Raw genomic sequence first — 22,186 nt, forward strand, 5'->3', positions numbered from 1 at the left:
GAGAAGACAATCTCAACGAACAGGACAGCACCAAACAAGCCAGTCAGCGCGTCACTCATTCGTGCCAGAAAAACCGGAAACAGGCTTCTCCCGTAATAAGCCGTGCGCAAGCGCCAGCCTTTGATGCCACGCCCGCAGGCATTGAGAATGAAAGGCCGCTGAGACAGCGTGATCGCCTCTCCCCGTGCCAAAAAATAAAACCGGGAGATTTCGTGCAAGGACAGTGCCAGCACGGGCAACACTGCGTGACGGGCGATATCAAAATCCCGCTGTATCGGATTGCTGCTGGGAAACAAAGGCTCAGATCCACCGGAGGGCAACACGGGCCACACAATGCCAAAAGCAAGCAGCAACAGCACGGCTGAGGTGAATGGCGGAATGCTGGCGACAACTGTCACGACACCAGTTGCAATCCTGTCAAAGAAAGCCCCAGGCGCCTTGCCAGCTTCAATGCCACCAGCAGCCCCTGCCAGAAGAAAAATCGGCGCAGCGCAGGTGATCAAAAGCAAGGTCCAGGGAATAGATGCTTTGAGCAGTTCCGAGACAGGGGCAGCATGCGGAACCGAGTACCCCAGATCCCCCCTGACAAGGTCCCAAAGGTAAACGCCAAGCTGCTGCGGCCAATCCCCCGCCAGGCCGAACTGAGCGCGGAGTTCAGCACTCTCTGCACCAGTGAGGTTGCGCGAAAGATCAGAGGCAAGAAACACCTCAACAGGATCCCCTGGAAGCATTCGCGGTAAAAAGAACACCAGCAAAACCAGCAGTGCAAACACCAGGAGGCGAACGCCAAGGCCAGACAGCATGTTTAAAATAATCGGAGGTACCACAAGAACGGCCTGTCTGTTGTTGGTTGTCTTATGCCAGCCACCCGAAGGCAGCTGACAATGGGTGTCCAGCTGATCAATCAACCAGATAGGATTTATGGAGTGCTGAAGGGACGCCGATCGCCACACCGCCGGGCATAAACTGAAGGGCTGAAAGCTTATCGTTGTAAGCCGTCACCATGTGAGGATTTGCGATGGCATAGGCTGGTAGTTCCTCAGAATAAGCCTTCTGAAATTCGCCCAGAATTTTCTGCCTCTCCGTTTTATTGGTTGCAACAGACTGAGCAATCACCAGCGATTGCAGATGCTCACCCTGATAGCCATCGCTAGCCCATTTACGCCCAAAGACACGGCGCATGATTCCATTCGGATCGCCAAGAGTACCGGAGGCATAGAGGGCCAGATCATAATTGCCCTCAGACAGAGTGTCCTGAAGCGCGGCACGCTCCAAAATGCGAACCTCCAGCTCTATGCCAAAGGTCTCCAGTTGTTCCGCAAGAACTTTCGCTGTTTTGCTTTCGCGCCTGCTGGCAAGAAGGCGTAAAACAACCAGCTCTCCGTCACGATACCACAGCCCATCTTCTTCTCGGTCCCACCCTTTGGAGAGCAGCAGATCAGTGGCCCGCTGAGGATTAAATAAGTACTCAGGATGCTTGTCTTGAGAATGCCAGGGCGACTCCTCCTGAATGAACCCGGTATCTGCAACATCCGCCGTTTTTTGGAAAACAGTTTCGATAATGGCAGGTCGGTCAATCGCATAGGCAATCGCGTGGCGAAGCGTCTTGTCGTTGAATCGTCCGCTATGGTTGAACCCAAGACGCAAAGAGTGGTGGCTAAACGCCTTGGCAACGTTCATGCCTATCGCTTCGGCCTGTTCCAAACGGTCCGGAGGCAGATAGGAAATCACGTCTATCTCCCCAGCATGAGCCGCCCGCAACGCCGCATCTGTCGCCATTTTCACAATCGCAATGCGCTTGAATTTCGGCTTGCCCAGATAATAGTCTGCATTGCCTTCCAGCACATAGCGCCCTTGTGCCTTGCTGTACTCAACAAGGCGGTAAGGTCCGCTGCCAATAACAGCATCCGGTTCTGCAAAACGCTGTGGTTCAACCACATCCTGATAAACGTGTTTTGGCAGGACTGGCATGGAAAGCAGGAGCCCGTTCAGCAATCCTGCATCTGGCTTTTTGAGAAAGATCTTGAGGTGATCAGGAGAGATAACCTCGGCTTCTCTCACATTCTCGACGGAAACAAAGACGTACGGATGTTCCTTCATGTAGCTGAAAGTGAAAGCTGCATCCGCCGCTGTGACCTGCTGCCCATCATGCCAGGACGCACGCAGATCCAAATACAGATCACAGGTCAAGCCATCCTTGGAAACAGTCCAGCGCCGGGCCAGTGCCGGAACCAGTTCACCGTCTTTCGACTGGCTCAACAGGCTATCAAAAACGTATGTGGTGTAAAGGTATCCAATGCCGTTTCTGCCATGAACATAAGGCGCCAACATCCCGCGGTCTCCGCGGGCATCGGTTATAACAAGCTGGTTTATGGGACCAGCAATCCCCGCAGCTATTGTCAGCAGCAGAGCCGCGACAGCTGCAATTACAACGCGCACAAGGGGTTGGTGAAAGATGTGCATGTCTCAGACTTTCTGAGCGGGACGCACGGCAACATGCGCATCCTCAGGTTCCGGATCATGGCTGCCACGCAATTTGCGCAGTTGGCTGGTGGTCTTCTATAGGGACATAGGGTTTGATATCCAGAATTGGCGTGCCATCGATGCAATCCAATCCACTCACTGTCAAAACGTTGCCGTCCCGTTTGATTAATTCAACCGAGCTCAAACCAATCGGGTTCGGCCGGTTGGGTGAACGGCTGGCAAAAACACCACGTGCTGCCTCCTCTCCACGGGCGCGCCGAACAAGCGCGGTTCCGTCAGAGTGGTGCAGCCAGTACATCACCCAAAGATGAGAGGCCATCGTGATGTTCAAAAGCGCATCCGCATAAGGAGAGGCAATTTCCAGTTGGCTCTGGGCAGGGTTGCGACGACTGGATTTTGGGCATTCACGCGTTTCTGAGAAGCCTGAGCGCACAAAGCCAATCGAGTTCATGATGATGCCTGAAGACACCGTGGTTTCCTGCTGGTTATTCATTTGTGAAGCCGTAATAGGTTGCAAAATTAAACACTTAACGTCTCCAAAGCCAAAGCCTACCTTAACAACAGATCGATACTTGGAGACGATATCCGAGTAAATTCGATTTATCAGATAGGCTACCTCAGCTTTCCTGAGGGCGCATTGATCAGCATATTCGAAAATGCTGAGGCTATGCCTCTGATAAATCGATTGGATTATTGGCAAGCGCAAAAATCATAGTTCTGGCACCTCATTTTTCAAAATCAGAATCACAGGTCGCTATGACAGATCACACCCAGCACGACACAGCTCCGGCCTCCGGGCTCAGTCCCACACCCGAAAAAATAAAATCCTCGTTTAACACCAAACAAACCTGGCAGTTTCTTGGAGTGGCGATTGCCGCCACAATCGCAGGCCTTCTGGCTTCCGCTTATCTGCCTGCTGGCATGGCCGTTGCTGCGGTTTTATCCGTAGGTTGCCTCGGCTTGTGGGCAACAGGTGTAGTGCCGGAATACTGGACCGCGCTCGCCTTCTTCTTCGTTGCCATCGTGATAGGCATTGCCCCGCCGGACGTGGTGTTCTCCGGCTTCCAGACATCAACCTTCTGGCTCCTGTTTGCAGGCCTCGTGCTTGGCGCCTCCATCAAACACACCAAGCTGGACAAACGCGCTGCCGTTTTGTTGATGCGTTTACCGCTCAACAGCTATGCCGGGCTGGTCTCCAGCATTGTTGCCTTCAGTGTGGCGCTGGCGTTTGTGGTGCCCTCTTCCATTGGCCGTATCATGATTTTGCTGCCGGTGATCTCCGCCCTTGCTGCACAGATCGGTTTCAAGCCCGGCTCCAACGGGCGCACAGGCATGCTTTGTGCGGCGGCCTTTGCGACCTTCGCTCCGGCGTTCACCATTTTGCCTGCCAACGCCCCCAACATGATCCTCGCGGGGATGAGCGAGAGTCTGTATGACCTCAGCATTTCCTATTGGGATTACTTGCGTCTGAACTTCCCGGTTCTGGGCATCCTGAAATCACTCATCCTTATCGGTCTGACACTGGTGCTGTTCCCGGACAAGCTTCCTCAGGACGCGCATGAGACCACTGAGGAAGTACCACCCGTTAGTGCTCCTGAACGGCGCCTGATGATCATTCTGGCCCTGTGCCTCATCTTCTGGCTGACGGACAGCCTGCATCCGATTGGCCCAGCATGGGTTGGTCTTGCTGCGGCTCTCGCCTGCTTCTGGCCCAATGCCAAGCTGACTTCCAAAACCTGCATCAATCAGGACCTGAGCTATGGCTCCTTGATGTTCGTCGCGGGCATCATGGGGCTGGGGGCTGTTATCTCAGTTGCCGGACTGGGTGAGGCTTTAGTTCAGGCTGTTGGCGGCAAAGCCGGTTTTGCCGAGGACACACCAATCTGGAACCTGTCCGTCCTCACTGGCCTGTCGACACTGGTTGCCATGGCGACAAACCTGCCGGGTGTGCCAGCTGTGATGACACCGGTTGCCGGGGATCTGGCAGATGCCACTGGCCTGCCCTTGCAGACTGTTTTGATGACGCAGGTTATGGCGTTTTCCAATGTGTTTCTGCCGTTTCAGGCACCGCCACTGGTCGCCGCCATTCAGGTTGGAAACCTGCCGCCGAAGGCCGTGATCAAACTGTGTCTGACGCTGTTTGCGATCAGCCTGTTCCTGCTTGTCCCAATCGACATGCTGTGGTGGTACCTACTCGGATTTCTTTAAGCACCTTCAGGCGGGCCCACACAAATACTGAGGCCCGCCTTCCATTCTTTCGATTTGTGCAAAGCGAATTTCCATTCCTAGCTATAGCCGTTTTCAAATTGCGAGGTTTTAGTATGACGACCCGATTTACTTGGTTGAAGACAATTGCTTACAGCGGCGCTCTGGCGCTCGTGATTACTGGTGGAGCCGCCAAAGCAGAATTGGCTGATGATTGGCAAGACACCGCTATGGGCCTTTTCAACGCTGAAAAATGGCCTGGAGCCAAACGCCAGCGCGCCCTGACAATTTTGCATACTGCAATGTTCGATGCCGCAAACGCAGTCGAGGGCACCTACGCTCCTTACGCTTACACTGGCTCAACCAATCCGGATGCATCTGCGCAAGCAGCCGTCACTCAGGCCGCCCTGCATGTTCTGTCGACCCTTATGCCAGAGCGTAAAGCGGAGTTGGAAATTGCAGCAAAGGAGCGCCTTGCAAGCCTGAAGAGCCCTCAGTCCGGCATTGCTCTGGGCCAAGCTGTTGCGGAGCAAATTCTGGCAGCGCGCGCATCAGACAACGCAAACTTTTCGACAGATTACACGCCGGGTCCAGCAGAAGCGGGTGTGTATCAGCCAACGTCTAAACGCCAGATGGTTGCGCCGAAAATTCGTGAGATGAAGCCATTTGTTCTGTCCTCTGCAACGCATTTCCGTGTGCCGCCACCTCCGGCACTGGAGAGCATGCAGTATCAGCGTGGTCTGAGTGAAGTCGTAAAGTTGGGCGGCAAGGAAACACAGACTAATGAGGACAACGTCTTCATCGCCAAGCTTCATGCAGGCTCCGGCTCCGGTGCATGGAACCAGATCGCCCGCAAAAGCAGCGCGTCCTGTGATCTGTCTATGCTGGAAGAAGCCCGCACACTGGCGCTTCTCAACCTTGCCCTGACAGACGCATTGGTTGCTGGTTTCAACGCAAAATATGAGTACGCGTTGTGGCGTCCGCAAACAGCAATGGAAGCTCTGGGCAAGACCTATCAGCACCCAACCCTCAAGGCCGATATGGAGTGGAGCTCTCTGGTGCCAGCACCAATGCATCCTGAATATCCATGTCAGCATTGCACCAGCGGCAGCGCGGCTCAGGAAGTCATGGAATCCGTCTTCGGTGACGGCAAAATGGCCTTCACCTTCAACGGTAAGGGCGGTCTTTCCAAAGATTATGTCAGCTTCCAGCAGTTTGCTGAGGAAGAGTCAGAATCCCGCGTTCTTGGCGGCGTTCACTACCGCCGTTCCAACGCTGTTGGCGACATGTTGGGCTACCAGATCGGCTCTTACGTTGCAGAGACCTCTTTGCAGCCTCTGAAGCAAATCAGCGACATCAAGAAATGTGCAGGCAGCCGCTAGGTCAGCTCCTCCTGACCTAGCTTGCACTTGCAGGCCGCACTCCAATCCCCTCGCGGCCTGCTTTTTTTATCACCTCAGAAAAGGGAGCACTTGCAAGCGCCACTTCCGGCAAAGCACCCGCAGATCTAAAGGAACAGGTACTATGGAAAATCGAACTGGTTTAGCACTCCGCATTCTCTTTGTTGGCATTGGCGCAACGCTCTTCATGGATATCTGGGCCATCGCAGCAGATAGCCTCTTTGGCATTCCGCAGAGCAATTTCTCAGTGGTTGGCCGCTGGCTGGGGCACATGCTGGACGGACAATTCACCCACGAAAGCATCCGCCGCGCTGCACCCATTGCGGGAGAAGCAACCATTGGCTGGACGGTGCATTATCTGGTCGGGATCGTCTTCGTTGCAGCCTTCGTCATGATTTTTGGAAACCGTCAGCTGCAAAATCCATCCCTGATCCTTGCGATCTTGTTTGGTGTAGTGATGATCGTGTTCCCATTCTTTGTCATGCAGCCATCTCTTGGCGCTGGAGTGATGGCCTCCAACAGGCCGAACCCGGACTTCGCACGTCTGAAAAGCCTCATGACGCACTTCTCATTTGGCCTGGGCATGTATGTCGCGCTTTGGGTTCAGACCAAGATCTTCAAACCAATTGAAGCACCGGTTTCCTCCGCATCCTGATTGTTTCAGGATCACGAGAAAGCCCGCCGTTCTTCTGAGCGGCGGGCTTTTTGTTGGTCGGGAAACCTGCTTTAATTAGCTCAGCTCAAGCTCTCTGCGAACCTGATATTGAGGCAGATGCTTCTTGATTTGCTCCACCACAACCTCAGGGTCTGGCAAGGACTGATGACCGTGGATCTTGCCCATATGCGGGTCAAAATTCTCACGCCACACCGGATCACACACCTCGTAACCATCCTCGCGGATCTGCGCCACATTGCGCTTTACCGAGGGCTTCTTCCACATGGGCCCGCCCATAACCGGGAAGAAGAGCACCGGAAACTCAGCAGCAAGAATGACGGTGGTCAGTCGATTGAGTGAAGATCCATTGGCAACACCAGACAGTGTATTCGCCGTTGCTGGCATCACAGCGAGAATATCGTGCTCGGCTGCAATGCGTCCCGGTTTGTCGGTGGACCAGTCCTTCGGGTCATCTCCGCAGATCACCCGGTCCACGAACAGCGCGATGCTGTCCATGTTCACAAAGTTGATGGCATTGGGTGTGAACATGGCGGTGAGAGTGCAATCAATCGAATTCTTGATCTCTCGCAGATAGTTGGGCAGCAGAGTCGCATCCAGAGATGCGCTCGCCCCAATCAGAATGCGGGCTTTGTCGGGAGTGTCGTTGGTGACCATGGCAAAATCCTCTCTGTAAAATCCATTTCAAGATGATGGAGGTGCCGCGCGATTGGCGCCTTTGGATGAGTGACGGAACCCTAGGGGAGGTTGTTAACTGCACCTTGGCCCGCTCATCGCGCGGTGTCTTTTTCTGGTCGCCAGATGACCTCAAATCATGCCCCACATTCCAATTGTTTCTTTGAAATGCTCTCCTCAGGTTTGCTGAGGACGACCTCTCAGATTTACTGAGGGCCTGCCTCAGAACTTCCGATGTGCAATGAGAATGTACTGCTGGCATGGTTCCATTCAGATGAGCCATCAGGCTGCTGGAACTGGAGGGATTGATGAGGGGTACTGAAATCAAAACCATTTGCGTTGCAGGAGCCAGCGGGCTGGTAGGGGCTTACATGGTCAAAGAAGCCCTGGCCCGCGGCTATCGCGTCAACGGCACCATGCGCGACATTTCCCAGCTTGATAAAGTCAGCGGCTTGATGCGTTTGCCCGGCGCAGCGGAAAGGCTGCACCTGTTTTCAGCAGATACATCCAACTCTGAAAGGTTCGATGCGCCGATGACACAAGCGAAGGCTGTGTTCATCGCCTGCATTCCAACAACCAAACACGGCGTAGACGGAACGCCCGCTGCGGAGTTGGATCGTGAGCGCGGCTTGAAAGAGATCATTCAACCTGCAGAACAAGCCTCTCTGAACATCCTGAAAGCAGCACATCGGCAAGGTGTTAAAACAGCAGTGCTCTGTTCCAGCACAGCCTCCGCAGAACCAACCACCCCCTCCTTTGAAAAGCAGGAGGACAAGGACATTTCAGATGCCGAGATGCAGATTCAGCAGAGGAAATATGCGCAAGCACAAAAGACTGTAATGGAAGCAGCAGCAGAAGAGTTCACCGAGCAACATGGCATGAAGCTTTGCACCTTCTTGCCAAGCATGATGGTGGGTGCCCCTCTCCTGCCTTCGCATTTGAAAGGCCACGTTCTCAGCTTTCTTGCAAAACTACGGCACGGCAAAACAGGCTGGCACAGCACAGTTCCAGCAGGCTCCATGTCCCTCACCTCCCCGCAGGATCTTGCAAGGATGTCATTGGCCGCTTTAGAGCAGTCAGAGGCCTCCGGACGCTACTTTGCTGTGAGCGGCAGTTGGACTTGGCGCCGGATTTACCAGGAGATTGCCGAGTATGTGCCGCTAGAAGCACTCCCGACCCCACTTGGCAAAGACCCGGAACCGCCAACGCGCTTTGACTTCAGCAAGCGCGACAGCCTTGGTGTTCCCATACGAGGCATTCAGGAGATGTTTGCAGAATTCTATGAGGCCTATGAGCAGGTCAGGCTCGTTCCTCAAGCCTGAGACTCTGCTACTTCATCGGCACACGTGCTTTTTGCACGCTGTTACGCCACACAAACTTGGCGGGCAGCTTCACCGTTTCACTGGACGGCTGCTCCGTGGTGCACCATTCAAGGCATTTGTCGATGATCTGATCCGTCGGCTGCGCAAAGGTGGTCAGGTCATATCCTTCCCATTCTGCCTGCTGAATATTGTCAAACCCAATCACTGAAAGATCATCTGGTGTACGCAAGCCAAATCGCTGACGCGCAGCATCAATGACACCGCACGCAATCAGGTCTGTGGTACAGAAGATGCCATCCGGACGGTCTTCACGATCAAGCAGTGCCGTTCCCAGCTCCAGACCTGCCTGATAGGATGTGAAACCATCCACCTCACACAGAACATCAACCCCGGCGTCTTCAGCGGCGGCAAGGAAACCCTTCTGTCGTTCCACAATGCTCCAGGTCGCATTTGCAGAGTTTGCAAGGGCGATTCGCTTACATCCTGCACGCAAAAGAGCCTTCAGCGCGGTCTTGCCAGCAGCCCGGTTATCCGGCCCGATTTGTAGAGAACCCGGGAAATCTTCCTCACGATTGATCAAAACCAGCTTCATGCCATTGCTAAAACATGTGTCGGCTAAGGAAGGATCGGGCGCACCGGACAAAATAATCGCGGCTTCTGTGCGAAAACTGATGGCCTGCAGCAGTGCATCCTTCACACGCTCCTCATATCCACTGGTGTTGATAAGCATTGTTACCTTACCAGCAGCCTGTAGCCTTTCGGAGAGTTCAGCGATCATCGCAGCACGGTGCGGCGTATCAATCTCAGCAGCGACAAGCGCCACGATACCACTTTCAGAGCGGTTGAGACTGCTTGCGAGGCGGTTGACGCGGTACCCTAGTATTTCTGCGGATTTCAATACTTTAGCGCGCGTCGCGTCAGAAACACTGGCCCCCGGAGTAAAGGTTCTGGAGACAGAAACACGGGACACGCCAGCGTGGCGCGCTACGTCCTCAGCCCTGACCTGTTGCTTTCTTGAAGACACTTTTTCCGACATCAAATTTCGCTGATTATTGTACACGTTTGCATCTGCATATCAGGAAATATCCAGAAAATAAATTAGTCTTTCTTGGAATAAAGTTGACATTGCAAAAATTTAGCCGACTATATTATGTACACGTGTACACAACGTGTTTGGGAGGAGTAAACATGAAATCCATTAAGACAGCTTTGTTGGGTGCAACCCTCATTGTGGGTGCTGGTGCAAGCGCGGCGTCTGCAGATGAACTCAATGTCATCTGCTCCGCTGACAACGCTCTGTGCGAAAAGCTCGCAGCAAAGTTTGAAGAAAAGTCGGGTGCTGACGTCAGCATGATCCGTCTTTCTTCAGGCGAAGCTTATGCAAAGATCCGTGCAGAAGCTCGCAACCCGCAGACGGACGTATGGTGGGGTGGAACCGGAGATCCGCATCTGCAGGCAGCAAACGATCAGCTCTCTGTCGCTTACAAATCGCCAATGCTGGAAGAACTTCTGCCATGGGCTGTTGCTCAGGCTGAAACTTCTGGCTACCGCACAGTAGGCGTGTACTCTGGCGCACTAGGCTGGGGCTACAACAAAGAGATCCTCGCGGAAAAGGGCATCGAAGGTCCTAAATGCTGGTCTGACCTGCTAAATCCTGCGTTGAAGGGCGAAATCTCTATTGCAGATCCAAACTCTTCAGGCACCGCATACACCGCACTTGCTACTCTCGTTCAGTTGATGGGTGAAGAAGAAGCCTTCGAATACCTGTTGGCTATGGGCAAGAACGTATCGCAGTACACCAAGTCCGGTTCCGCTCCTGTTAAGGCAGCGGCCCGCGGTGAAGCAGGTCTCGGTATCGTGTTTATGCACGATGCAGTGAAACAGGCTGAAGCAGGCTTCCCAATTGAGGTTGTCGCTCCATGTGAAGGCACCGGTTACGAAATCGGTTCAATGTCTCTCATTGAAGGTGCGCCAAACCCAGACACTGCAAAAGTGTTCTACGATTGGGTGCTAACCCCAGAAGCACAGAACCTGATGGCGGAAACTGGTTCCTACCAGATTCCATCCAACAAGGGTTCTACCCAGCCAGAAGCTGCTCCTAAGCTCGAGAACGTACGTCTCATCGACTACGATTTCGCGGAATACGGAAGCAGTGACCGCCGCAGAAACCTGCTGGCACGCTGGGACATGGAAGTTGGCGCTGCTGCAAACTGATTGAGATCGGGGCGAGTTAACGCTCGCCCCGTTTCCCCAAAAAATCTGGTTTTTCCAAATGACAAATGAAAATCGTCGGCTGGACCTCGCACTCATATGCGGCGTCCTTGGGTTGTTTATATTGCCTTGGTTCCACATTCGCAGCGGCTTTTTTGGCGGCGAATGGGTCTTGGATCTACTGAGCAAAGAGCGTTATTGGCCGGGCTTTTTCCAGCTCTTCCTAGGAAAGCTGCAACTGCTCCCCGTGTTTGCTCTTGTTGGTGCTGCCGGATATCTGCGCCTGAAATCTGCGCCGGGCCACCGTGGCAAACTAATTGCCATCATCGGTGCTCTTGGCCTGTTCTGGATGGTGCTGGAAGGCCTTTCCATTGGCCTGCGTGGCTGGAACTGGAGCCTGCTGGAAGTAACATTTGGCCGTATCGATGGTCAGCCTGCGTTTGGCGCCGGTGCCGTGTTGCTCGCACTTACCTTCACCACCTTCATTTCATTTGGCCTGGCTGAAAAGGGCGCTCTCAAAGGCGACGCGATTGTCCTCACCGCCGTCTCGCTTTTGATCCTGCTTGTAGCGACCTTCGTATTCTACCCAATTCTGTCCATGTTCGCTGGCGCGTTTCAGGATTTCCGTGGCAACTTCACCACTGAAGGTGTCATGCGGAACATCACCGATCCGCAAATCTGGAAGCTGAACTGTCTGGTTGGCGGAAGTTGCGGCATTGCATGGCGCACCATGTTCCTCGCGATTGCAACAGCGGCAGGCTCCACCCTCCTGGGCCTTGCGTTTGCACTGATCGTAACCCGCACGCAGATGCCATTCCGCAAAAGTCTGCGCACCTTGAGCATCCTGCCAATCATCACGCCTCCCTTCGTGATTGGTCTTTCTCTGACCCTGATGCTGGGCCGTACAGGCTTTGTCACCGAGGCCATTGAAGCTGCGACAGGTCTTGAGCTGGGCCGCTGGATCTACGGTCTTCCGGGGATCTGGATTGCACAGATGCTCAGCTTCACACCAATCTCCTTCCTCGTGCTGGTTGGCGTTGTTGAAGGCATCAGCCCGTCGCTGGAAGAAGCAAGTCAGACCATGCGCTCTGGCCGCTGGAGAACCTTCCGCAAAGTGTCATTGCCTTTGATGGCACCGGGTCTGGCAAACGCCTTCCTGATCGGCTTCATCGAGTCCATGGCTGACTTCGGCAACCCGATGGTTCTGGGTGGTAACGGCGGCGTGCTCTCAACAGAGATCTTCTTTGCGGTTGTTGGTGCACAGAGTGATCCATCCCGCGCAGCCGTTCTTGCAATGATCCTTCTCGGCTTCACACTCTCTGCCTTCTTTGCGCAGCGTATGTGGCTTGGCAAGCGGAACTTCGCGACTGTAACCGGTAAGGGTGATGGTGGCCGCTACTCAAAACTGCCACGGCGTATTGCAATCCCGGTCGGCACCATTGTTGCCCTCTGGAGCTTGTTCACCGTTGCTGTGTACGGCCTGATCCTGTTCGGTGGCTTCGTGAAAGTCTGGGGTCTGGACCACAGTGTCACGCTTGCGCACTACATCACGGCGTTCTCCATCTCGTTTGAAAACGGCTTTGCCTTCACCGGCGTTGCGTGGAACAGCTTCTGGACCACAATGTGGATCGCTCTAGCCGCAGCCCCATTAACGGCAGCGGTTGGCATTTTGTCCGCATGGCTCATCGTTCGTCAAGACTTCCCGGGCAAATCCGCCTTTGAATTCGGCCTGATGATGAGCTTCGCAATTCCGGGCACTGTGATTGGTATCAGCTACATTCTGGCGTTCAACCTGCCACCACTGCAGATGACGGGCACCGCACTGATCCTGATCTTCTGCTTCGTGTTCCGCAATATGCCAGTGGGTGTGCGCGGCGGCGTGGCGGCGATGTCTCAGCTGGACAAGAATCTGGATGAAGCTTCCCTGACACTGGGTGCAAACAGCGCGCGTACACTGAAAAAAGTGATCCTGCCGCTGCTGCGTCCAGCCATTCAGGCGGCACTGGTCTACAGCTTCGTGCGTGCGATCACATCCATCTCTGCGGTCATCTTCCTTGTGAGCGCGAAATACAACATGGCGACGGCCTATGTGGTCGGTCTGGTTGAGAACGGCGAATACGGCGTAGCAATTGCCTACAGCTCCGTCCTCATCTTCGTGATGGTCACCATCATTCTCATCTTCCAGCTGCTGGTTGGAGAACGAAAACTCCGTCGTCCGGAAAACACTCAAAAATCTCCTGCTCAGGGTAAACTGAAGGAAGTCGCAGCATGACACATTCCAAATTTGGTCAGGTCCGCTTCGAAAATGTCGGCAAAAACTACGGCGACTTTACTGCAATCCCGAACCTCAACCTTACGATCGAGCCGGGTCAGCTGGTTACCCTGCTGGGGCCATCCGGGTGTGGCAAGACGACAACCCTGCGCATGATCGCAGGGTTGGAGACCCCAACATCTGGCCGCATCATGATTGGTGGAGATGACGTCACCCGTCTTCCACCGAACGAGCGTGACGTGTCCATGGTGTTCCAGTCCTACGCCCTGTTCCCGCACATGAGCGTGCTTGAGAACGTGAAATACGGCTTAGAATCCAGTGGCTTCAAAGATGCGGAAGATCTGGCTCTGAAAGGTCTCGACCTTGTCGGCCTGCGCGAAAAAGCACCGCGTCTTCCTTCCGAGCTGTCCGGTGGTCAGCAGCAGCGTGTGGCTGTTGCTCGTGCGTTGGTTCTGGAGCCGCAGGTTCTGCTGCTTGATGAGCCGCTCTCCAATCTGGACGCCCGTCTGCGTCGTCTGGTGCGTACTGAAATCCGTGAAATCCAGCAACGACTTGATTTCACTGCAGTTTACGTCACCCACGATCAAGAAGAAGCGCTCGCGGTTTCCGACCGCATTGTTGTGATGCGTGACGGCCTCATTGAGCAGGATGGCACGCCCTACGAGCTTTATGAGAGCCCGGCTTCCGAGTTCATCGCTGACTTCATCGGCGAAGCAAACATCCTCGACTGTGATATCAGCGACGTAAATGCAGAGACCGCAAACGTTCAAATTGGCGGCAAAGGCTTTGACCTGCGCAGCCGTAACCACAGCATTGGCAAGGGCAAACTGGCTGCGCGTGCCAACTCCATCAAGCTCAGCAGAGATGTCAATGGCGGTCCAACCGGCAAGATCAAATCCGCGGCTTATCTGGGTGATCACTTCCAATACGAAGTGATGAGCGACCTTGGTCTGCTGTTTGTCATCGACAACCACACAGACGAACTGCTGGAAAACGGAACCTCTGTCGGCATCGACTTTGATGCACGCGGTCTTGCACTGATTGGCGGTAAAAAATGACCACTGAAACAGTTCTGGACCAAGCAGCCGAGTTAGAGCAACGCTTCAACGCTGCCCAAAAGATGGCTGATGAAGCGGCGGCGCTCGCCCTTGAGCACTTCGCCAATCGCGATGATCTGAACATCGACACAAAACGGCATCCGCAGGATGTCGTTTCTGAAGCTGACAAAGCTGTGGAGCAGAAAATCCGCAGTTTGATCGCCAAAAACTTCCCAGAGGATGCGTTGCTTGGTGAGGAATTTGGCTTTGTGGAAGGGACGACCGGTTACACCTGGGTCATCGACCCGATTGACGGAACTGCCCCTTTTCTCAATGGCTTACCGGGGTGGTGCGTGTGCATCGCCGTGACCGACAAAGACGGTGCGGCCATCGGCATCATTGATGTTCCGGTCCTCAAGGAGCGCTTTGCAGCGCTGCGCGGCAAAGGCACCACTCTCAACGGTTCCCCAGTTCGGGTGACTGATCGATTTAACCTGCAGACCGGCATGCTTGGCGTTGGCGCGAATGACCGCGTTGCTCCTGCGCAGGTCGGTAAAATGTTCGAAGACCTGATGTCCGCAGGCGTGAGCTACACTCGTTATGGCTCCGGTGCATTGATGTTGGCATGGGTCGCTGCGGGGCGCTTGGTTGGCTACGTTGAGCCGCGCATGTCTGCCTGGGACTGCATGGCTGCATACTGCCTTATCACTGAAGCTGGCGGGAAAATTCTCCCATTTCCGATGGCTGAGAACCCAAGTGCCCCGTATCCTGTTTTGGGCGCTGCCCCGCAGGTGTTCGATGAGGTTCTTGACCTCACAAATCTAACCCAGTTTGCCTAGTCTCCCGAGTAGACAACGGGTTAGATCAAACTTGCAGGCGCTGTTCACCCAGAGCAGCGCCTGTTTTTTTATGCACTCAGATGAAGAGCAAAACGCCACCACCTGCGATCAGGCCTCCGCGGATAAGTGCTGAGAATGGTGCGATGACACCGTAGGAAATTGCAGAGAGCGCAAGGCCCACCTTCACAGTTGCCAGCAGTGACCAGACTGGCGAGCTCACAAGCGTGATCAGTGTCGGATTTGCTATCATTCCCAACGGGATAAGGTAAAGGCCAATCCCCAGCGCCATAGCGAACAACGCGACCTTCAACCAGTTCTCATTGACCATGCCCGCAGCAATAAACACCGCTCCGCACACAGGGGGAGTAATGGTGGAGAGCAGCGCGAACCAGAACACGAACAGGTGTGCCTGAAGCGGCTCCAGGCCGATATCAATGAGCGCAGGACCAGCAACAGAAACGCAGATCACATAGGCCGCTGTTGTTGGCACTTCCATGCCTAACACCATGCAAGCCAGAGCCGTCAGCAGCAGTGCAGGCCACAACATGCCGCCGGAGCCAGAGAGGATAAGTGAGGTAATCTTCACCCCAAGGCCTGTCACCCCAAGCGTGCCGATGATGATGGACGCACAGAGGATAATCGACGCGATCATCGCCACCTGCTTGCCGGAGTTCATCAGCGCCTGCTCGAAGCGCCCTCCGATTTTCCGCAGGTCTACCTTGAAGTTCTTGTCGATCAGCAGCAGCACAACCGCAGCCATAATCGCCAGACAAGCGGCATACTGCGGGGTATAACCCAGCACAAACATCGCCCAAAGCAGCACCGTAAACGGCACGAGGAAAAACAGCGAGGTGATGATAACCGAGCGCGTATCCGGCTGGTCTTCCGCCGCCAATCCCTTCAGCTCATAGCGGCGCGCGAAAGCGTTGATGCCCATCCAGACCGCGAAGAAGTACAGAAATGCAGGCAAGATCGCAGCAGCCATGATGCCGGTGTACGGCACGCCGGTCAGTTCCACCATGACAAAAGCGCCCGCTCCCATCAGCGGTGGCATGATTTGTCCCCCTGAGGAGGCAACAGCTTCCACGGCGGCGGCAAGTGCACGCGGGTAGCCCAGTTTGGTCATGGCCGGCAGCGTAATCGCGCCGGTAGACGCCACGTTTGCAGAAGCCGAACCGGAGATGGAGCCGAACAAAGCCGATGAAATCACTGAGACTTTCGCCGTTCCGCCTTTCAGTTTACCTGCGGCGGCAGCGGCCACATTCATGAAACCAGCGCCTGCTTCTCCGGCATTCAAAAACGCACCGAAGATCACGAAGATTGCGACAACACCAACAGATACTCCCGTCAGCTTGCCCCATAATCCCCCTTCAGCAATGGTCATGGTGCCGAGGAAACTTTCCAGCGGAACACCTGCATAGCCGAACTCACCGGGGATATGTTGCCCAAACATGCCATAGGCCAGCGCAATCAACGCCACCAGCGGCAGCGGCCAGCCAATGGCCCGACGCGCCATTTCCAGCACTGTGATCAGCAACCCAAACGCAAGATAAAGCTGAAAGTCATCAATAAGATAGCCGTATTGATCCGACAGGTCCGAGTGGTTCCATGCAATCCAACCAGCCGCGAAAACACCAAAGGCTGTGAGCACATAACCCGTCACCTTTTCAAGGGGATTACGTGCCATCAGGATGAGCGCCCAAGGCAGCGCGAGAGCCATGTGCAGCGGACGGCTGACCAGATTGGGAACCAGACCAGAAAAGATCAAACCCAGATGAAACAGCACGGTGGCCAGACCGAGCACCAGCCAGACGGAACGGTGAATTCTATTCAACGAAATAACCCAGAATGAGTAAGGCCCGAAGAATATACTCCGGGCCTGAATTTTTGATAAGATGAATGCGCTTAGCGCTGCGCGTCGGTGATCGTGTACCCAACTTCATCATAAAACTTCAGCGCACCCGGATGGATTTTGCCGCTGATGTTGCCGAGAAGATCTTTGTCTACGCCGTTCCACCATGCTGCGCCCTTGCCCATTTTTTCCTTCTGGTCCCAGAAGCTTTTGGTCAGCGCATATGCGGTTGCATCATCCATCTGCGTTGTTGTGTAAGCCACAACTGGCAGAGAAGTTGTTGTGATGTCAGCGTCTTGACCAGCATAGGTTCCAGCCGGGATCACCAGTTTGGTGCGCTTGGTCTGGGCGATCTGGTCATCAGAAAGAGACAGAACATCAACACCTGTCCCAGCAGCAGCTTCAATCACGTTTGGCGCCGGGTAGGAACCTGCGGTCACGAAACCATCAATCTGGCCGTTCTTCAGCGCAGGCACAGCGTTGGAAAGCTCTACATCTGCCAGCTCTACTTCACCTTCAAGGCCAAACAGTTTCAGGTACTTAGCGCCTTCACGCGCACCAAAAGAGCCTTTGCCGATGAGGATTTTCTTGCCCTTCATGTCCGCAAAGCTCTCAATGCCGCTGTCTTCACCAACAACAAAGTGCATGGTCAAAGACGGGATTGGGAACAGTGCACGGATTTCACCGAACTTGGGATTTGCCCGTTTTTCGAACATCGCCTTGCCGCCCTTGGCAAGCTTCACCAGTACCGGCGGCGTGGTGAAAACGTAGTTGCCCGGACGAACCGCAGCTTCCATTACGTTTTGAACAGAGCCCTGACTTTCTTCAACGGTAACAATGATATCCCCGTTTGAGGCTTCCTTCATTGCTTCCGCAATCTGTACTGCCATCTGGTAATAGGAGGATGAGGTTTTCGCTGATTTATATGTGACGCGTGTTTCCGCCTGAGCGCTAATCGAAAATGCGACGAGTGCTGCAGCAGCCACGCATGAGTGTAGTAGTTTCATGGATCATCCTCTGGAACGACAAATACTTAAAATTGCTGAGAGATTTTATCGAGTATGTGGGGTGTTTCAAGTAGGGGGATCAGCTTACCGCTGATCTGAGGCGGAAATTTTCTCATGAATGCATGACAGAACGAACAGCTTGCGCGATTTTGCGTTTTTTACGTGAAACCTGCGTTACTCGCGTTTTGGATGCGTTCATATGAGTGTTTGTGGTGCAATCATATCAGAAGGCCGTTTTTGTCTAAAGTCTCCTGAAACTCTTCCTTGGGCAACAGCCGGAAATGGTCCCCCGTCATGTCCGCGGTCAGAATTCGATCGCACCGAAATGTGCGCGGCGCATTTCGCAGATGATCAAATGCGATCACGTACCAAACCGGATAATTTAACATGAGGTAATGCGGTTCGATCCGCCGTTCAGAGGATGCACCATCCTCTCGCTTATATCCGATCGTGAGCGTCACCTGATCGATGAAGGCCTGATGCAGTGCCTGCACGACATCTTTGGGAGGCGCATTGATCGTCCGCTGCACATAGGTGGAGGCTGTCGACCCGATCAGGATGCGGGATTTCAGGCGGTTTACCTTATGCCGCTTTTCCGGCGAGAACGACGCTACCAGTTGCCGTCTGACCGAACCGAGGCTCGCCAGAAACATGGGCGAGTCCATTTGCTCAGAAACAGCGATGCTGATCAGCAAATCGACCGCTTCCGGATACGCCAGATTCATGCGCCCGACACCCCAGTTGCGATCAAGGCGGACACCTCCACCGCGACCACGATCCGCATCAATGGGCAGGCCCTGCTCGCGCATCAGCTGAAGATCCCGAGTGATTGTGCGTTCGCTGACATCATGCTGAAGGGCCAGATCTTTGACTGTACAAAGCTCTTCCTGCTTCAGCTGAACAGCCAGCAGTTCCATCCGTCTTAATCTGCCATTTGAATTTGTGCGCGCCATCGAAAAAATAGGACATTAAATGTCCTATTTGTCAATACAACCGAGGTGACCCGAGTTCAACACATGGAGATCACACGATGAAAATTGGCTATTTCACTGTCGGAACAAACAACAGAGAAGCCTCTGCCAAGTTCTATGACTCACTCTTCGCGCAAGGCGGACCAAAGCAAGTTGCAGCCAATGAAAGGCTGACCTATTGGCAAAATGAGAATTTTGCCTTTGCGACGGCTCTGCCCATTGATGGAAAGCCCGCAACACATGGAAATGGTGCAATGGTTGGCTTTGGCGTCGACTCTGTCGATGAGGTCAAGAGGCTCCACAAACTGGCCATCGACCTAGGCGGCACCAATGAGGGTGATCCAAACCAGCGAGGCCCGTTCATTTCAGCCTATGTGAGAGATCTCGACCACAACAAACTCATCTTCTTCACAGAGGCAATGAGCTGAGCACCCACCCCACACCTTAGACTGTCTTCATCCCCCAAGAAGCGGTGATGAGCTGTGAGAATGCAGGTATTGCAACCTCGATACATAGGTCGCCTAATGCCTGCGGGAATGATGCTCATGTGCAGCGGTTTCGACGTGAGATCGCTGCACCTATCAGCTTCAGTTGGGGGACAATATGAACACGCCAAATGCCGACCTGCAAAACAAGATCAGCCAGATCAGAGAGCAGCTGCAACATCTGAAAACGACGGATACAAAGCCGAAAGCCGTCGCAGGGCCCAGCCTGAACCAAGCCTTGCAAGCCAGCGAGCGCATGCTGTTTGGCGAGCTCAACCAAAAGGGCCTTTTGAAATCCGCCCCACCACAAACAGATCTTGAGGGAGGCAATGTCGAGTTCGGTCTGGCCCTCTATTGGATCTTTAACCCACCCGAAGAACACGCGGATGTCCTTGCCGTTGTTAAAGAATTTTTGGAGTGGGAAGCGGGTGGACCGTTGCAGGCGCCCCTGCGGGGTGATTACAGCACCATCACGCAGCAAATCGAGCTGGGCACCTATGTCACGTCCGACGGTTCGATTTTGGGCTTCGGTAAATATGAGATGGGTGATGTCGGATGGACCACCTGCCTCGCTTATGTTGCTTACTACAAGCTCTTTCCGAGTAAAAAAGCCCCCTTCAACACCACACCAGCGGGCGTCATCGATCTGGCGGCGGGGACTTCTAAAAACGAAATCAGCATTGCAATTCTTGGAGATTGGGGCACCGGTGATTACACCAGCGATGGCGGCCCAGCCAAAGCCGTCATGGACGCGATCAGCAAAAGCGCTGCGCTTGATAACCCTGACTACATCATCCATGTGGGAGACGTTTACTACGCTGGCACAGAAGCCAGTCAAGAGAGCGACAAACTCGTGAAGATGTGGCCGGAGGATCGCTTTTCGGATGGCAAAATGGCCGGAACATCCTTCACGCTCAATTCCAACCACGAAATGTATGACGGCGCAAACGGCTATTTTAAGATCGCACTCTCCTCAGCCAACACCCCGTTCAATGAACAAAAGCAAGCAAGTTTCTTTGCGCTGAAATTTGGCGACTGGATGATGCTGGGCCTGGACAGCGCTTACTACTCGTCCGCCTCAACCCTCTTCATGGACGGCACTCTGGGCGGTAGCAAATCAAGCGTGCAAAGAGACTGGATACAGCAGGTCGTTGGGGACAGAAACGGTAGGGATGTTATTCTCCTGACCCATCATAATCCAATCAGTTTCGACGGCCTGAAAAGAGAACCACTATGGGATGAGGCTGTTGCAGATCTGGGCGGCACCCCAGATTACTGGTACTGGGGTCATGTACATCTGGGTGTTGCCTACGGTGACCAACTGCCCACCGCGAAAGGCACTGACGGGCGTTTTGCGAAAGTAAGATGTTCCGGCAATGCTGCAATCCCGAATGGAGCTCCCTCTGGTTTGGAGGACAAACCGCACATCGACTACTACTCGCATACTCCCTTGAAAAATAAGGAGCCTCGGGTTCGCAACGGGTTCGCCTTGATTACGCTGAGCATTGATGGGCAGATAAAAGAGAGCTTCTACGAAGTCTCCGATGGCTCGGAAGAGCCCGTCGAGATCTGGAAGTCATCGCACCAGAAAACAACGGTATAGAGTTGGCCTCCATGCTCAGGTGAGAAAGCAGCCTGCCTGAGCATGGAGATTCATAGATTGAGCGCTATCGCAGCACATGCTCCACGGCGCGTCCTGCTGCCAACACCTGCTCGTCGTGGACCGCAGCCCCACAGATGGAAATGCTGTGCGATGGCTTGCTTGGGTCAACCGGCAAGGTGAGCGATGGCATGTTCAGGAAGGCGGTGATCATCGTCAGCCGCAAGGCCTGCGCGTTGGCTTTCTGGAACGCCTCGATGCTTTCCTCAACCTCTGAGATAAGAGGCGGTACATCCGGTACCGTCGGCATCAGGACCAAGTCTCCTTTCAGCTGCGCTTCCACCTCTGACTGAAGCACCGCCCGCTGACGTCTGAGATAGGCCAGTTTCTTAGGCGTCATGGGCAGAGCATGTTCCAGACGGGCTTTGATCTGCGGGTCGATCTGATCTTTGCTCAGGTCCACAAACTGCGAGATCTGCTCCCGCGCTTCCACGCTGACCAGCGTTCCATGCTCAGAAAACAGCAGATGCGCCTTCAAAATTGGCCGCAAATCACGGCGGACGATATGGATGCCAGCGGCAACAAGCGTATCGATGCAATGTTCAAACATCTCCATAATCTCAGCGGAGATGCCCAGCCCTTCCTGATCCGGCACCAAGAGGCGGAAGGCCCGTTCCTCTGCAGCGTTGTTATCAGGCAAGGTTTTGCCACTCATCACCGCATCAAGCCCGCAGATGCCGTCAACCGTTCGCGCCATCGGCCCCAGCACATCAAGGCTCGCCCCAAGCGGCACAACGCCTTCCATGGGATAACGCCCCATGGTCGCCCGATACCCGCAAATGCCCTGAAAGGCAGCAGGAACCCGTGTAGAACCGGAAGTATCACTGCCAATCGCCAGATCGCAAATGCCATTGGAAATCGCCGCCGCACTGCCAGAGGACGAGCCGCCCGGAATAAGCGCAGCATCCAACCCGTTGGGTGCATTACCATAATGGGGGTTGAGCCCGATGCCAGAAAACGCAAACTCGGTCATATTGGCAGGCCCGATGGGAATGCCCCCCGCCTCAATCACTTGCTGTACTACTGCTGCATTCTCAGCTTCAATCTCGGTGGCATAAACAGCAGAGCCCGCTGTCGTTGCCCGCCCTTTCAG

19 protein-coding genes are annotated in these 22,186 nt (G+C 54.2%); 10 read left to right on the forward strand and 9 right to left on the reverse strand.

Features of this window, described 5'->3' with window-relative positions; translation table 11 throughout:
- The 3 genes from PPL9_RS04385 to tsaA all read right to left on the reverse strand — a co-directional run.
- Positions 1-908: ABC transporter permease (locus PPL9_RS04385; protein ID WP_208989160.1), on the reverse strand; the 908-nt coding region annotated here is incomplete at its 3' end.
- Positions 901-2,463 carry an ABC transporter substrate-binding protein gene (locus PPL9_RS04390; RefSeq protein ID WP_057461508.1) on the reverse strand — a complete coding sequence of 521 codons (1,563 nt, stop codon included), beginning with the start codon at positions 2,461-2,463 and terminating at the stop codon, positions 901-903. The genes PPL9_RS04385 and PPL9_RS04390, both read right to left, overlap by 8 nt.
- Before the next feature lie 55 nt (positions 2,464-2,518).
- Complete coding sequence (tsaA, locus tag PPL9_RS04395; protein WP_244273344.1) at positions 2,519-2,953, reverse strand: tRNA (N6-threonylcarbamoyladenosine(37)-N6)-methyltransferase TrmO; 435 nt, start codon at positions 2,951-2,953, stop codon at positions 2,519-2,521.
- 287 nt (positions 2,954-3,240) lie between these two features.
- Here tsaA and PPL9_RS04400 point away from each other — a divergent pair, with 287 nt between their 5' ends.
- The 3 genes from PPL9_RS04400 to PPL9_RS04410 all read left to right on the forward strand — a co-directional run bounded on the left by PPL9_RS04400 (position 3,241) and on the right by PPL9_RS04410 (position 6,744).
- Entirely contained in the window at positions 3,241-4,692 is a 1,452-nt protein-coding gene (locus tag PPL9_RS04400; protein WP_057461510.1) for an SLC13 family permease, read from the forward strand.
- Between the two features lie 113 nt (positions 4,693-4,805).
- Complete coding sequence (locus PPL9_RS04405) at positions 4,806-6,071, forward strand: vanadium-dependent haloperoxidase (RefSeq protein WP_057461511.1); 1,266 nt, start codon at positions 4,806-4,808, stop codon at positions 6,069-6,071.
- A gap of 142 nt (positions 6,072-6,213) precedes the next feature.
- A complete protein-coding gene (locus PPL9_RS04410; RefSeq protein ID WP_057461512.1) occupies positions 6,214-6,744 on the forward strand; it encodes a DUF2938 domain-containing protein in 531 nt (176 codons plus the stop codon).
- Between the two features lie 75 nt (positions 6,745-6,819).
- Here the strand turns inward: PPL9_RS04410 and PPL9_RS04415 are convergent, their stop codons facing one another.
- Positions 6,820-7,419 (reverse strand): flavoprotein, encoded by a 600-nt coding sequence (locus tag PPL9_RS04415; RefSeq protein ID WP_057461513.1) that lies wholly within the window; start codon positions 7,417-7,419, stop codon positions 6,820-6,822.
- Positions 7,420-7,745: 326 nt separating this feature from the next.
- Between PPL9_RS04415 and PPL9_RS04420 the strand changes: the two genes are divergently transcribed.
- Positions 7,746-8,759, forward strand: a complete 1,014-nt coding sequence (locus tag PPL9_RS04420) for an NAD-dependent epimerase/dehydratase family protein (RefSeq protein ID WP_208989161.1) — start codon at positions 7,746-7,748, stop codon at positions 8,757-8,759.
- 7 nt (positions 8,760-8,766) lie between these two features.
- On the opposite strand, the gene PPL9_RS04425 is transcribed toward PPL9_RS04420, so the two are convergent.
- On the reverse strand, positions 8,767-9,795 hold the full coding sequence (locus PPL9_RS04425; protein WP_057461514.1) for a LacI family DNA-binding transcriptional regulator: 1,029 nt from the start codon (positions 9,793-9,795) through the stop codon (positions 8,767-8,769).
- A 152-nt stretch (positions 9,796-9,947) separates the two neighbouring features.
- Between PPL9_RS04425 and PPL9_RS04430 the strand changes: the two genes are divergently transcribed.
- From PPL9_RS04430 to PPL9_RS04445, 4 genes are read left to right on the forward strand one after another with little or no spacing between them, the layout of a single operon-like run.
- Positions 9,948-10,973 (forward strand): ABC transporter substrate-binding protein, encoded by a 1,026-nt coding sequence (locus PPL9_RS04430; RefSeq protein ID WP_057461515.1) that lies wholly within the window; start codon positions 9,948-9,950, stop codon positions 10,971-10,973.
- A 58-nt stretch (positions 10,974-11,031) separates the two neighbouring features.
- On the forward strand, positions 11,032-13,242 hold the full coding sequence (locus tag PPL9_RS04435) for an iron ABC transporter permease (RefSeq protein WP_200962108.1): 2,211 nt from the start codon (positions 11,032-11,034) through the stop codon (positions 13,240-13,242).
- Positions 13,239-14,300, forward strand: coding sequence for an ABC transporter ATP-binding protein (locus PPL9_RS04440; protein WP_057461516.1), 1,062 nt, complete (start codon positions 13,239-13,241; stop codon positions 14,298-14,300). The genes PPL9_RS04435 and PPL9_RS04440 overlap by 4 nt, the downstream gene beginning before the upstream one ends.
- Positions 14,297-15,118 (forward strand): inositol monophosphatase, encoded by an 822-nt coding sequence (locus PPL9_RS04445; protein ID WP_057461517.1) that lies wholly within the window; start codon positions 14,297-14,299, stop codon positions 15,116-15,118. The genes PPL9_RS04440 and PPL9_RS04445 overlap by 4 nt, the downstream gene beginning before the upstream one ends.
- Before the next feature lie 76 nt (positions 15,119-15,194).
- Here PPL9_RS04445 and PPL9_RS04450 read toward each other — a convergent pair whose 3' ends face one another.
- From PPL9_RS04450 to PPL9_RS04460, 3 genes are all read right to left on the reverse strand, one after another.
- Complete coding sequence (locus PPL9_RS04450) at positions 15,195-16,952, reverse strand: TRAP transporter fused permease subunit (protein WP_057461518.1); 1,758 nt, start codon at positions 16,950-16,952, stop codon at positions 15,195-15,197.
- A gap of 71 nt (positions 16,953-17,023) precedes the next feature.
- Complete coding sequence (locus tag PPL9_RS04455) at positions 17,024-17,977, reverse strand: TAXI family TRAP transporter solute-binding subunit (protein ID WP_057461519.1); 954 nt, start codon at positions 17,975-17,977, stop codon at positions 17,024-17,026.
- Positions 17,978-18,195: 218 nt separating this feature from the next.
- Entirely contained in the window at positions 18,196-18,894 is a 699-nt protein-coding gene (locus tag PPL9_RS04460; RefSeq protein WP_057461520.1) for a WYL domain-containing protein, read from the reverse strand.
- Between the two features lie 113 nt (positions 18,895-19,007).
- On the opposite strand from PPL9_RS04460, the gene PPL9_RS04465 reads away from it, so the two are divergent.
- Both PPL9_RS04465 and PPL9_RS04470 read left to right on the forward strand, forming a co-directional pair.
- On the forward strand, positions 19,008-19,376 hold the full coding sequence (locus PPL9_RS04465; protein ID WP_057461521.1) for a VOC family protein: 369 nt from the start codon (positions 19,008-19,010) through the stop codon (positions 19,374-19,376).
- Between the two features lie 175 nt (positions 19,377-19,551).
- Entirely contained in the window at positions 19,552-21,036 is a 1,485-nt protein-coding gene (locus PPL9_RS04470; RefSeq protein ID WP_057461522.1) for a metallophosphoesterase, read from the forward strand.
- Positions 21,037-21,100: 64 nt separating this feature from the next.
- On the opposite strand, the gene PPL9_RS04475 is transcribed toward PPL9_RS04470, so the two are convergent.
- The coding region (locus tag PPL9_RS04475) for an amidase family protein (RefSeq protein ID WP_082596535.1) at positions 21,101-22,186 on the reverse strand (1,086 nt) is incomplete at its 5' end.

The organism is Pseudovibrio sp. POLY-S9, from assembly GCF_001431305.1.
In the GTDB taxonomy this organism is placed as follows: Bacteria; Pseudomonadota; Alphaproteobacteria; order Rhizobiales; family Stappiaceae; genus Pseudovibrio.